This window comes from Variovorax sp. 22077 (assembly GCF_052044195.1).
Taxonomy (GTDB): Bacteria; Pseudomonadota; Gammaproteobacteria; order Burkholderiales; family Burkholderiaceae_C; genus Variovorax; species Variovorax atrisoli.
Genome location: NZ_JBQEQC010000022.1, coordinates 1 through 11,993, shown reverse-complemented (window position 1 = coordinate 11,993; position 11,993 = coordinate 1). Strand labels below are relative to the sequence as shown.

At 67.9% G+C, this 11,993-nt stretch carries 12 protein-coding genes; 11 read left to right on the top strand and 1 reads right to left on the bottom strand.

Annotated features, from left to right (window positions below; translation table 11 throughout):
* Window positions 1–6: 6 nt before the first annotated feature.
* The 10 genes from ACTJLF_RS26260 (at window position 7) to ACTJLF_RS26215 (ending at window position 10,176) form a co-directional block, all read left to right on the top strand.
* The gene (locus tag ACTJLF_RS26260; RefSeq protein WP_145762063.1) at window positions 7–450 is read left to right on the top strand and encodes a DUF2147 domain-containing protein; all 444 of its coding nucleotides are present in this window, start codon (window positions 7–9) and stop codon (window positions 448–450) included.
* 123 nt (window positions 451–573) lie between these two features.
* Window positions 574–2,973, top strand: a complete 2,400-nt coding sequence (locus tag ACTJLF_RS26255) for a 3-hydroxyacyl-CoA dehydrogenase/enoyl-CoA hydratase family protein (RefSeq protein WP_019656893.1) — start codon at window positions 574–576, stop codon at window positions 2,971–2,973.
* Window positions 2,974–3,038: 65 nt separating this feature from the next.
* Window positions 3,039–3,455, top strand: a complete 417-nt coding sequence (locus ACTJLF_RS26250) for an endonuclease domain-containing protein (RefSeq protein ID WP_126182445.1) — start codon at window positions 3,039–3,041, stop codon at window positions 3,453–3,455.
* Entirely contained in the window at window positions 3,452–4,648 is a 1,197-nt protein-coding gene (locus tag ACTJLF_RS26245; RefSeq protein ID WP_126182446.1) for an acetyl-CoA C-acyltransferase, read from the top strand. The genes ACTJLF_RS26250 and ACTJLF_RS26245 overlap by 4 nt, the downstream gene beginning before the upstream one ends.
* A gap of 55 nt (window positions 4,649–4,703) precedes the next feature.
* Complete coding sequence (locus ACTJLF_RS26240) at window positions 4,704–5,606, top strand: alpha/beta hydrolase family protein (protein WP_440884199.1); 903 nt, start codon at window positions 4,704–4,706, stop codon at window positions 5,604–5,606.
* 28 nt (window positions 5,607–5,634) lie between these two features.
* Window positions 5,635–6,471, top strand: coding sequence for an acyl-CoA thioesterase (locus ACTJLF_RS26235; protein WP_132752160.1), 837 nt, complete (start codon window positions 5,635–5,637; stop codon window positions 6,469–6,471).
* A gap of 4 nt (window positions 6,472–6,475) precedes the next feature.
* A complete protein-coding gene (locus ACTJLF_RS26230; protein WP_440884198.1) occupies window positions 6,476–7,225 on the top strand; it encodes an SDR family oxidoreductase in 750 nt (249 codons plus the stop codon).
* A 161-nt stretch (window positions 7,226–7,386) separates the two neighbouring features.
* A complete protein-coding gene (locus tag ACTJLF_RS26225) occupies window positions 7,387–7,983 on the top strand; it encodes a 2-hydroxychromene-2-carboxylate isomerase (protein ID WP_440884197.1) in 597 nt (198 codons plus the stop codon).
* A 35-nt stretch (window positions 7,984–8,018) separates the two neighbouring features.
* Window positions 8,019–8,783 carry an enoyl-CoA hydratase gene (locus ACTJLF_RS26220; RefSeq protein WP_019656899.1) on the top strand — a complete coding sequence of 255 codons (765 nt, stop codon included), beginning with the start codon at window positions 8,019–8,021 and terminating at the stop codon, window positions 8,781–8,783.
* Window positions 8,784–9,069: 286 nt separating this feature from the next.
* Window positions 9,070–10,176, top strand: a complete 1,107-nt coding sequence (locus ACTJLF_RS26215; RefSeq protein ID WP_026346620.1) for an ABC transporter substrate-binding protein — start codon at window positions 9,070–9,072, stop codon at window positions 10,174–10,176.
* Between the two features lie 113 nt (window positions 10,177–10,289).
* On the opposite strand, the gene ACTJLF_RS26210 is transcribed toward ACTJLF_RS26215, so the two are convergent.
* A complete protein-coding gene (locus tag ACTJLF_RS26210) occupies window positions 10,290–10,715 on the bottom strand; it encodes an acyl-CoA thioesterase (RefSeq protein ID WP_019656901.1) in 426 nt (141 codons plus the stop codon).
* A 41-nt stretch (window positions 10,716–10,756) separates the two neighbouring features.
* Here ACTJLF_RS26210 and ACTJLF_RS26205 point away from each other — a divergent pair.
* Window positions 10,757–11,993: ABC transporter transmembrane domain-containing protein (locus ACTJLF_RS26205; protein ID WP_440884261.1), on the top strand; the 1,237-nt coding region annotated here is incomplete at its 3' end.

The window sequence follows — 11,993 nt, the reverse complement described above, 5'->3', positions numbered from 1 at the left end:
CCGCTCATGAAAGCAATGCTTGCAGCCGTCCTGTTCACCGTCACCGCCGCTTCCGCCATGGCGCAAGGCGCGGGCATCACGCCGGTGGGCCTGTGGCGCAACGTCGACGACAAGACCGGCGAGGTCAAGGCCGAGATCCGCATCGCCGAGACCAACGGCGCGCTCACCGGCCGCATCGAGAAGTCGTTGAAGAAGGACACCAAGGCCGACGCGGTCTGCGAGGAATGCAGCGACGACCGCAAGGGCAAGCCCATCGCGGGCCTGGAGATCATCCGCGGCGGCAAGAAGGCCGAGGGCAAGGACGTCTGGGAAGGCGGAAAGATCCTCGACCCCGAGAACGGCAAGGAATACCGCGCGAGCTTCACGCCCGTCGATGGCGGCAGGAAGCTCGAGGTGCGCGGCTACCTGGGCCCCTTCTGGCGCACCCAAACCTGGAACCGCGTTCCCTGACCCACCCCCGTTGCTTGCTCACTTCGTGTAGCCGCCTACCCCCTCAAGGGGGCAACACCAGCGGCCCGGCAAAGCCGGTTCCGTGGTGTTCCCCGAACTGATTCGAAACTTCAAAGCCCAGTTATGTCCCGATTTCAAGTGAAGAAGGTCGCCGTGCTCGGCGCCGGCGTGATGGGCGCGCAGATCGCGGCCCACCTCGTCAACGTGCGCGTGCCTGTCGTGCTGTTCGACCTGGCGGCCAAGGAAGGCCCCAAGAACGGCATCGTCACGCGCGCCATCGACAACCTCAAGAAGCTCAAGCCCGCGCCGCTGGGCGACGTGGCCGACGCGGTGCTGATCGAGCAGGCCAACTACGACGACAACCTCGACAAGCTCGGCGAGTGCGACCTCGTCATCGAGGCCATCGCCGAGCGCATGGACTGGAAGCTCGATCTCTACAAGAAGATCGCGCCGCACGTCGCCAAGCATGCGATCCTGGCCTCCAACACCTCGGGCCTGTCGATCACCAAGCTCAGCGAGGCGCTGCCCGAGGCGCTGAAGCCGCGCTTCTGCGGCATCCACTTCTTCAATCCGCCGCGCTACATGTTCCTGGTGGAGCTGATCAACACGCCCACCACGCAGCCGCAGGTGCTCGACGACCTCGAAGCCTTCGTCACCAGCACGCTGGGCAAGGGCGTGGTGCGCGCGCACGACACGCCCAACTTCATCGCCAACCGCGTCGGCATCGCCGGCATGCTGGCCACGCTGAAGGAAGTCGAGAAGTTCGGCCTCACGCCCGACGTGGTGGACGACCTCACCGGCAAGAAGCTGGGCCGCGCGAGCTCGGGCACCTTCCGCACCGCCGACGTGGTGGGCCTGGATACCATGGCCCACGTCGTGAAGACCCTGCAGGACAACCTCAACGCCGAGACCGACCCGTTCTACGCCAACTTCGCGACGCCTCCCGTGCTCGCCAGGCTGCTGGAGCTGGGCAACCTGGGCCAGAAGACCAAGGCCGGCTTCTTCAAGAAGGCCGGCCGCGACATCCTGCGCTTCGACCTGAAGAGCGGCGAGTACGTGCCCGCCGGCGCCAAGGCCGACGAGGTGTACGGCCGCATGCTCAAGAAGCCCGCGGGCGAACGCCTGAAGCTGCTGCGCGAGAGCGAAGGACCGCAGGGCCAGTTCCTCTGGGCCATCCTGCGCGACGGCTTCCACTACGCAGCCGTGCACCTGGGAGACATCGCCGAGAGCGCGCGCGACATCGACTTCGCCATGCGCTGGGGCTTCGGCATGAAGCAGGGCCCCTTCGAACTCTGGCAGGAAGCCGGCTGGGCGCAGGTCGCCAAGTGGGTGCAGGAAGACATCGACGCCGGCAAGGCGCTGAGCAGCGCGCCGCTGCCCAGGTGGGTGTTCGAAGGCCCGGTGGCCGAGGCCGGCGGCGTGCACACGCCCGAGGGCTCGTGGAGCGCCTCGCAGAACAGGTTCGTGCCGCAGCGCAGGCTGCCGGTGCATGAGCGCCAGCTGTTCCCCGAGAGCGTGCTCGGCGCCAACGCGGCTGACGCCAACACCGCCGGCACCACCATCAGCGACGAAGGCGACGTGCGCGTGTGGACGCTCGATGGCGAAGTGCTCATCGCCAGCATCCATTCGAAGATGCACGCCATCAGCCCCGACGTGGCCGAGGCGCTCGGCGCCGCGGTCGACCTGGCCGAGGCCGAATACAAGGGCCTGGTGATCTGGTCGCCCGACGAGGTGTTCTCCGTCGGCGCCGACCTGCAGGCCATGCTGCCGGCCTTCGTGGTCGCCGGCATCGGCGCGGTCGAGGGTGCGGAGGAAGAGCTGCAGAACGTGATGCTCAAGATCCGCTACGCCAACGTGCCGGTGATCTCCGCCGTGCGCGGCATGGCGCTGGGCGGCGGCTGCGAGCTGGCCATCCATTCGGCCAAGCGCGTTGCCGCGATGGAAAGCTACATCGGCCTGGTCGAAGTGGGCGTGGGCCTGATCCCCGGCGCGGGCGGCCTGACCTACATCGCCCGCCGCGCGGCCGAGAACGCATCGGCCTCGACGGGCACCGACCTGCTGCCCTTCCTCACCGAAGGCTTCACCGCCGCCGCGATGGCGAAGGTGGGCACCGGCGCGCTCGACTCGAAGAAGCTGGGCTACCTGCTCGAGGGCGACGTGATCGTGCCGAACAAGGACGAGCTGCTGTACGTGGCTCTGCAGCAGGCCAAGGCCATGGCCGACGCCGGCTACCGCCCCCCGCTGCGCCGCGCCTTCCGCGTCGCGGGCCGCAGCGGCGCCGCCACCATCAAGGGCCAGCTCGTGAACATGCGCGACGGCGGCTTCATCAGCGCCCACGACTTCCACATCGCCAGCCTGATCGCCAACGTGGTGACCGGCGGCGACGTGGACGCGGGCTCGCTCGTGACCGAGGAATACCTGATGACGCTGGAACGCAAGGCGTTCTGCTCGCTCATCGTGCACCCCAAGACGCAGGAGCGGATCATGGGGATGCTCAGCACGGGGAAGCCTGTGCGCAACTGATACGAGCGATGCCCGTCTTTCTCCTTCCCCCTTTGGGGGAAGGTCGGGATGGGGGCAAGCGGCCCATGCAAAACCAATCTACTCCCAACGCGCAACATAACGCCCGCACGCTGCGGCGCGGGATGACCGACTCCGAGCGCAAGCTCTGGAGCGGGCTGCGCGGCGAGCAACTGGGAGTGAAGTTCCGCAGGCAGCATCCGCTTGGCAACTACATCGCCGATTTCGCCTGCCTCGGTCCCAAGCTGATCGTCGAACTCGACGGATCGCAACATCAGGCGCAGGCGGGCTACGACGCCCGACGCGACGCTTTCCTGCGCGCGCAGGGATTCGACGTACTGCGTTTCGGATCGAACGATCCGTTTGTCAACTTTGAAGGGGTGCTGCAGGCGATTGCCAATCGACTCGGCGAATTGACGGCCGTCTGCCCCCATCCCGACCTTCCCCCAGAGGGGGAAGGAGCCAAATCCAGGAGCCTTCCATGAAGCAAGTCCAAGACGCCTACATCGTCTCCGCCACCCGCACCCCCATCGGCAAGTCGCACCGGGGCTACTTCCGCAACTACCGGCCCGACGACCTGCTGGCCACCACGCTGCGCGCTGCGCTGGCCGCGGTGCCCAGCCTCGATCCGAAAGCCATCGAGGACATCATCTGCGGCTGCGCGATTCCCGAGTCGCAGCAGGGCCTGAACGTCGCGCGCATCGGCGCGGTGCTGGCCGGCCTGCCGACCAGCGTGGGCGGCATCACCGTCAACCGCTTCTGCGCATCGGGCCTGTCGGCCGTGCAGATGGCGGCCGACCGCATCCGCGTGGGCGAGGCCGACGTGATGATCGCGGCGGGTGTCGAGAGCATGAGCATGGTGCCGATGATGGGCAACTCGCCCTCGCTGTCGCCCTCGATCTTCGAGCGCGAGGGCGACGTGGGCATCGCCTACGGCATGGGCCTCACGGCGGAGAAGGTGGCGCAGCAGTGGAAGGTGAGCCGCCAGGCTCAGGACGAGTTCGCGCTCGCCTCGCACCAGAAGGCGCTGGCCGCGCAGCAGGCCGGCAAGTTCGCAGACGAGATCACGCCCATCGAGGTGACCGACCGCGCGCCGAACCTGGAGACTGGCGAATCCATCGCCAAGACCCGCACCGTCAACCTCGACGAGGGCGCGCGCCCCGATACCAGCCTCGAAGGCCTGGCCAAGCTGCGCACCGTGTTCGCCGCGCGCGGCACCGTGACGGCCGGCAACAGCTCGCAGACCTCGGACGGCGCCGGCGCGCTGATCCTGGCGAGCGAGAAGGCGGTCAAGCAGTTCGGCCTCACGCCGCTCGCGCGCTTCGTGAGCTTCGCCAGCAAGGGCGTGCCGCCGCACATCATGGGCATCGGCCCGATCGAGGCCATTCCCGCAGCGCTGCGCTATGCCGGCCTGAAGCAGGAAGACATCGACTGGTACGAGCTCAACGAAGCCTTCGCGGCGCAGTCGCTGGCCGTCATCAACACGCTGGGCCTCGACGCGTCGAAGGTCAACCCGATGGGCGGCGCGATCGCGCTGGGCCATCCGCTGGGCGCCACCGGTGCCATCCGCTCGGCCACCGTGGTGCACGCGCTGCGCCGCGAGAACCTGAAGTACGGCATGGTCACGATGTGCGTGGGCATGGGCCAGGGCGCAGCCGGCATCTTCGAGCGGGTCTGACCCGTAGCGCGCAAGGCACCGACACGAGTGCCGGTTCAACGAAGGAGACAGCTTCATGCAGACGCAGCAGCAGCTTCCGGTCGACGGCGGCGCCCAGCAACTGGCGGTGCGCCGCTACGAACCCGCCGGCACGCCGCGCGCGAGCGTGGTGATCGGCGGCGCGATGGGCGTGCGCCAGTCCTTCTACGCGCCCTTCGCGCAATGGCTCTCGCAGCAGGGCCTGTGCGTCTGGACCTTCGACTACCGGGGCTCGGGCGACTCGCGCGGCGACGTGCCGCTGCGCGAGGTCGATGCCGACCTGTTCGACTGGGCACGCGACTATGAGGCGGTCATCGATGCCGCCAAGGCCGCAGCGCCCGATGCGCCGCTCTACCTGCTGGGCCACAGCCTCGGCGCGCAGCTGCCGGGCTTCCTGCAGCGGCCCGAGCAGGTCGACGGGCTCGTGAGCATCGCGGCCGGCAGCGGCTACTGGCGCGAGAACGCGCCGAGGCTCAAGCGCTCCATCCTCTACTTCTGGTTCGTGCTGGTGCCGCTGGTCACCCGGCTGTTCGGCTACTTTCCGGGCCGCAAGCTCAGGAAGGTGGGCGACCTGCCGCGCGGCGTGATCCTGCAGTGGCGGCGCTGGTGCCTCAACCCGCGCTACAGCGTCGGCGCCGAGGGCGAGCTTGCCGCGCGCAGCTACAGCCGCGTGCGTTTCCCGGTGCTCGCGCTGTCGATGACCGACGACGAGCTCATGACGCTGGCAGGCACGAACAGCCTGGTGAGCTTCTATACCGGCGCGCCGAGCGCCATCGAACGCATCGCGCCGGCCGACGTGCAGGCGCGCCGCATCGGCCACTTCGGCTTCTTCCGCGAGCAGTTCAGCCAGAGCCTCTGGCCGAGCACGGCGGACAAGCTGAACAGGCTCGCATCGCTTACTGCGGTGCAGCACGACAACGTCCCGCACACGACTGCGTGACGCGGGCCACCGCAGGCACACTGCCGCCATGACGACGAGCACGCACCCCTTCGACAAGGCCCTGAAGATCCACCACAGCGACATCCGCGTGGGGCACTTCACCGGCATGACCAGCCCCGACTACTGGAACATGGTCGGGCCCTTCGGCGGCACCACCGCGGCGCTCGCGCTGCAGTCGGTGATGCAGCACCCCGACGTGCTGGGCACGCCGATCGCGATCACGGTCAACTACGCGGCGGCGCTCGAAGCCGGCGCGTTCGACATCCAGGCCACGGCCGTGCGCACCAACCGTTCCACGCAGCACTGGACCGTGCAGATCACGCAGGCCGGCGCCAGCGGCGCGCCCAACATGACGACCACCGCCACGGTGGTGACCGCCGCGCGCCGCGAGACCTGGGGCGAGAGCGACATGCCCATGCCCGAGTCGCCCAGGCCCGAGACGGTCGAGCGCATGAGCATCGGCCCCTCGGGCGTGGCGTGGGTCAAGCAGTACGAGATGCGCCCCTTCAGCGGCGGCATTCCCGCCAGATGGGACGAGAGCCTTGGCCACAGCGAAACCCGCATCTGGCTGCGCGACGCCGAGCCCAGGCCGCTGGACTTCGCATCGCTGGCCGCGATGAGCGACATGTTCTATCCGCGCGTGTGGCTGCGCCGCGCGAAGCACGTGCCGGCGGGCACGGTGTCGATCACCACCTACTTCCACGCCGGGCCGCAGCAGCTCGCCGAGGTCGGCACCGGCTACCTGCTGGGCCGCGCCGCGGGCCAGCAGTTCTTCAACGGTTTCTTCGACCAGACCGCGCATCTGTGGAGCGAGAAGGGCGTGCTGCTCGCCACCTCCAACCAGATCGTCTACTACAAGGAATAGCGACATGGCCACTCCGCAGAAAGCCGTTCTCGTCGTCGGCGCCGGCGACGCCACCGGCGGCGCCATCGCCCGCCGCTTCGCGCGCGAAGGCTATGTCGCCTGCGTCACGCGGCGCAGCCTCGACAAGCTGCAGCCGCTGGTCGCGCAGATCGAGGCCGACGGCCGCCGCGCCCATGCCTTCGCATGCGATGCACGCAAGGAAGAGGAGGTGGTCGCGCTCGTCGAGCAGATCGAATCGACCATCGGGCCCATCGAGGTGATGGTGTTCAACATCGGCGCCAACGTGCCCGAGAGCATCCTCACCGAGACCGCGCGCAAGTACTTCAAGGTGTGGGAGATGGCCTGCTTCTCGGGCTTTCTCAACGGACGCGAGGTGGCGAAGCGCATGGTGGCGCGCGAGCTTCCCAAAGGTGGCCATCGCGGCACGATCATCTTCACCGGCGCCACCGCCTCGCTGCGCGGCGGAGCGAACTTCGGCGCCTTCTCGGGCGCGAAGATGGCGCTGCGCGCGCTGGCCCAGTCCATGGCCCGCGAGCTCGGGCCGCAGGGCATCCACGTGGCGCACGTGGTGGTCGACGGTGCGATCGACACCGAGTTCATCCGAAGCAACTTCCCCGAGCGCTATGCGCTGAAGGAAAGCGACGGCATCCTGAACCCCGACCACATCGCCGACACCTACTGGATGCTGCACGCGCAGCCGCGCGACGCCTGGACGCACGAGATCGACCTGCGGCCCTGGTCCGAGAAGTTCTGATCACGGGCGCAAGGGACGCAGAGGACGCGAAGGTTTCGCGAAGGACGCGAAAAATGCATTCGAAGATGTGTCCCGGATCTCTTGCGCTCTTTGCGAAACCTTCGCGTCCCTTGCGTCCGGAAGTCCGATCCCGACCCTCGCAGCATTGAATGGAGACACCCATGACCCGATCCGTCGACTTCTATTTCGACTTCGGCAGCCCCGCCGCCTACCTGGCCGCGACGCAGCTGCCGCACGTGTGTGCCGACACCGGCGCGCAGCTGGTATGGAAGCCCATGCTCCTCGGCGGCGTGTTCCAGGCCACCGGCAACCACTCGCCGGCCGAGATCAAGCCCAAGGGCCCGTACATGACGACCGACCTCCAGCGCTTCGCGAAGCGCTACGGCGTGCCCTTCGCGCACAACCCGCACTTTCCCATCAACACGCTGCTGCTGATGCGCGGCGCCACAGGCGTCCAGATGAAGGAGCCCGACCGCTTCGGCACGTATGTCGACGCGGTCTTCCACGCGATGTGGGTGGAACCGAAGAACCTGAACGACCCGGCGACCGTCGGCGCAGTCCTGCAGAATGCCGGCTTCGATGCAGGCGCGCTGCTCGCGCTGGCCGGCGCGCAGGAAACCAAGGACCGGCTCAAGGCCGTCACCCAGGAAGCCGTGGAGCGTGGCGTGTTCGGCGCGCCCACCATGTTCGTCGGCGACGAAATGTTCTGGGGCCAGGACCGGCTCGATTTCGTACGCGAAGCACTCGACGCCGCCTGAGGGCGGCACCACACGTTTCATTCAAGGATCTTTCTATGAGCGACATCCTCGTCCACACCGAAGCCGGTGTGATGACCATCACCTTCAATCGCGTCGACAAGAAGAACTCGATCACCAGCGGCATGTACGCCGAGCTGGCCGACGCCCTGGCCAATGCGGAGACCGACGCGGCCGTGCGCTGCGTGCTGATCCAGGGCGACCCGACGATCTTCAGCGCGGGCAACGACATTGGCGACTTCCTCAACGCGCCGCCCGCCACCCAGGAATCGCCGGTGTTCCGCTTCCTGCGCGGCATCGCCACTTTCCCCAAGCCGCTCGTCGCCTCGGTGTGCGGCCCGGCCGTGGGCATCGGCACCACGATGCTGTTCCACTGCGACCTGGTCTATGCCGGCGACAACGCGGCCTTCTCGATGCCCTTCGTGAACCTGGGCCTGTGCCCCGAGGCGGCTTCGAGCCTGCTGGTGCCGCAGATGCTGGGCTACCACCGCGCCGCCGAGGCGCTGCTGCTGGGCGAACCCTTCATGGCCGAGGCCGCGCTCGAAGTGGGCCTGGTCAACCGCGTGGTGCCGCCGACCGAGGCGAACGCCATCGCGCAGACCCAGGCCCGCAAGCTGGCGGCCAAGCCGCTGAGCGCGCTGGTGGAAACCAAGCGCCTGCTGAAGAAGGGCCAGATGCCCGCCGTGCTGGAGCGCATGGGCGAGGAGGGCGCGAGCTTCGGGCGCATGCTGCGCGAACCGGCTGCGCGGGAGGCTTTCAGCGCTTTTATGGAAAAGCGCAAGCCGGATTTCAGCAAGTGCTGAAATCCGACGCCTCGCCAGAGGCGTAGCCACGCAAGTGGCGCGGGCAAGCTTTCGTCAAAAGCGCAAGCCGGATTTCTCCAAGGTCTGATGAGGGTCGGAAGCGCCTTCCGGGTCTTGCACGCTTACACTGTCCTGCGTGCAAGCCTCGGAGAGAAGAACGCTCACGGCGCCCGTCCACCGGGTGAATGATGCTACTGAAAAAGTAGCATCCGGCATTTCGCGCAGGCGTACTTTAGGTTTGCTGGCCGCCGGCGCCCTGGCGGCGCCTTCGCTGGCCCTGGCGCGCATCAGGCCGCTGCGCATCGGCGTCATCGGTTCTTGGTCCGGCCCCTATGCAGGCGGCGGCCGGCAGTTCGATGCCGGCATGTCCGTGTGGCTGGCGGCGCACAACCAGCACATCGCCGGAAGGCCCGTCGAACTGCTGCGGCGCGACGTGCCGGGCAGCGCCCCCGACCAGGCCCGCCGCCAGGCGCTCGACCTCGTGGAAAGCGAGCGCGTCGAGCTGCTCGCGGGCCTGGACTTCAGCTCCAATGCCTATGCCGTGGGCAACGTCGCCACGCAGGCCAGGCTGCCGCTGATCGTGATGAACGCGGCGTCCTCGGGCATCACGGCGCGCTGCCCGTATGCGGTGCGCGTGTCCTTCACCATCGGGCAGGTCACGATGCCATTGGCCCGGTGGGCGCTGCAGCAGGGGCTGCGCGACGTCTGCACGGTGGTGGCCGACTACGCTTCGGGCGTCGATGCCGAAAGCGCCTTCGTCTCGGGCTTCACTGCGGGCGGCGGCCGCATCGGCGCGATGCTGCGGGTGCCGCTGGCCACGCTGGACTACTCGGCCTACATGCTGCGGCTGCGCGAACTGAAGCCGCAGGCGGTGTTCTTCTTCCTGCCCTCGGGGCAGATGCCGGCGACTTTCCTCAAGTTCTGGCGCGACCGGGGCATGGCCGACACCGGCATCCGCCTGCTGGCCACCGGCGACGCCACCGACGACCACTACCTTGAAGGCATCGGCGAACTGGCCGACGGCCTCGTCACCAGCCACCACTATTCCTTCGTGCACGACTCGCCGGCCAACCGGCGCTTCACCGGCGTCTTCGAGACCGAATACGGCAGCCATCTGCGGCCCGGCTACTTCGCGGTCGCGGCGCACGATGCGCTGGAGGCCATCGACGCCGCGATGAGCTCGCCCGCCGTGCGCGGCAACGCGAGCGGAGAGCGGCTGGTGGATGCGTTTCGCGGGCTGAAGCTCGACAGCCCGCGCGGGCCGATCGAGATCGACGCCCACACCCGCGACATCGTGCAGACGGTGTACATCCGCCGCGTGGAGCGGCGTGACGGGCGGTGGGTCAACCGCGAGTTCGAACGCTTCGAGCGGGTGCGCGACCCGGGCGTCTGAGAGGGTGCCGCCTTAGCCAGGAACACCGCGGAACCGGCCTTGCCGGGCCGCAGGCGTCGCCCCCGGCAAGGGGGAAGGCGTACGCGACGCGAAGTGCGCGAAGCCTGGGGGGATTACTTTTCAATCGGCCGCGGACGGCCGTTGTCGTCGATGGCCACGTAGGTGAAGGTGGCTTGCGTCACCTTGATGTACTCGCCCTGTGCGCGGAAGCGTTCGGCGAAGACTTCGACCGTGACCGTGACCGAGGTGCGGCCGATGCGCACCAGCTTGGAGTAGAACGACAGGATGTCGCCCAGGCGCACCGGCTGCTTGAAGATGAACTCGTTGACCGCCACCGTGGCCTGCCGTCCCTTGGCGTAGCGCGCGGGGATGACGGAGCCGGCCAGGTCGCACTGGGCCATGACCCAGCCGCCGAAGATGTCGCCGTTGGCGTTGCAGTCCGCCGGCATCGGGATGACCTTGAGCACCAGCTCCATGTCGGTGGGCAGGCTCTTGAGGGTGGCAGCGGCCGTGGAGGCGGCACTGGAAGTATCTGACATGGGCACAATCTGGAACAAACAAGCAACCACGATTGTCCTCCATGCGCCGCAGCGGCGAAGCCCTTCCTTCCTCCCACGCAGCCGCCGGCCAGGCGCCGGCACCCGCAGGCGAACGCTCCGACTGGGCGACCCTGCGCCGGCTTTTCCCCTATCTCTGGCAGTACAAGTGGCGCGTGCTCGCCGCGCTGGCCTTCATGGTCGGCGCCAAGGTGGCCAACGTCGGCGTGCCGGTGCTGCTGAAGAACCTGGTCGACACCATGACGCCCAAGCCCGACATGGCCCAGGCGCTGCTCATCGTGCCCATCGGGCTGCTGCTGGCCTACGGGCTGCTGCGCTTCTCGACCTCGCTCTTCAGCGAACTGCGCGAGCTGATCTTCGCCAAGGCCACCGAGGGCACGGCCCGGCAGATCGCGCTGGAGGTGTTCCGCCACCTGCATTCGCTGAGCCTGCGCTTCCACCTGGAGCGCCAGACCGGCGGCATGACGCGCGACATCGAGCGCGGTACGCGCGGCGTGCATTCGCTGATCTCGATGTCGCTCTACAGCATCGTGCCGACCATCATCGAGCTGGTGCTGGTGCTCACCATCCTGGGCGTGAAGTTCGACGCCTTCTTCGTGTGGATCACGGTGGCGGCGCTGGTGCTGTACATCGTCTTCACCGTCACCGTGACCGAGTGGCGCACGCAGTTCCGCAAGACCATGAACGAGCTCGACTCGGTGGCGCAGAGCCGCGCGGTCGATTCGCTCCTGAACTACGAGACCGTCAAGTACTTCAACAACGAGGACTTCGAGGCCGGCCGCTACGACGCCAGCCTCGACCGCTACCGCAAGGCCGCCATCAAGAGCCAGCGCACGCTGAGCATGCTCAACACCGGCCAGCAGGCGCTGATCGCCATCAGCCTGGTGCTGATGCTGTGGCGCGCCACCTCGGGCGTGGTCGACGGGCGCATGACGCTGGGCGACCTGGTGATGGTCAACGCCTTCATGATCCAGCTGTACATCCCGCTCAATTTCCTGGGCGTGATCTACCGCGAGATCAAGCAGAGCCTGACCGACCTCGACAAGATGTTCGTGCTGCTCGAGAAGGAGCGCGAGGTGCGCGACGCGCCCGGCGCACAGCCGCTGGCCGGTGCCGACGCCACCGTGCGCTTCGAGGACGTGAGCTTCGCCTACGAGCCCGCGCGGCCCATCCTGAAGCATGTGAGCTTCGAGATTCCGGCCGGTAAGACGGTGGCCGTGGTCGGCCCCTCGGGCTCGGGCAAGTCGACGCTGGCGCGGC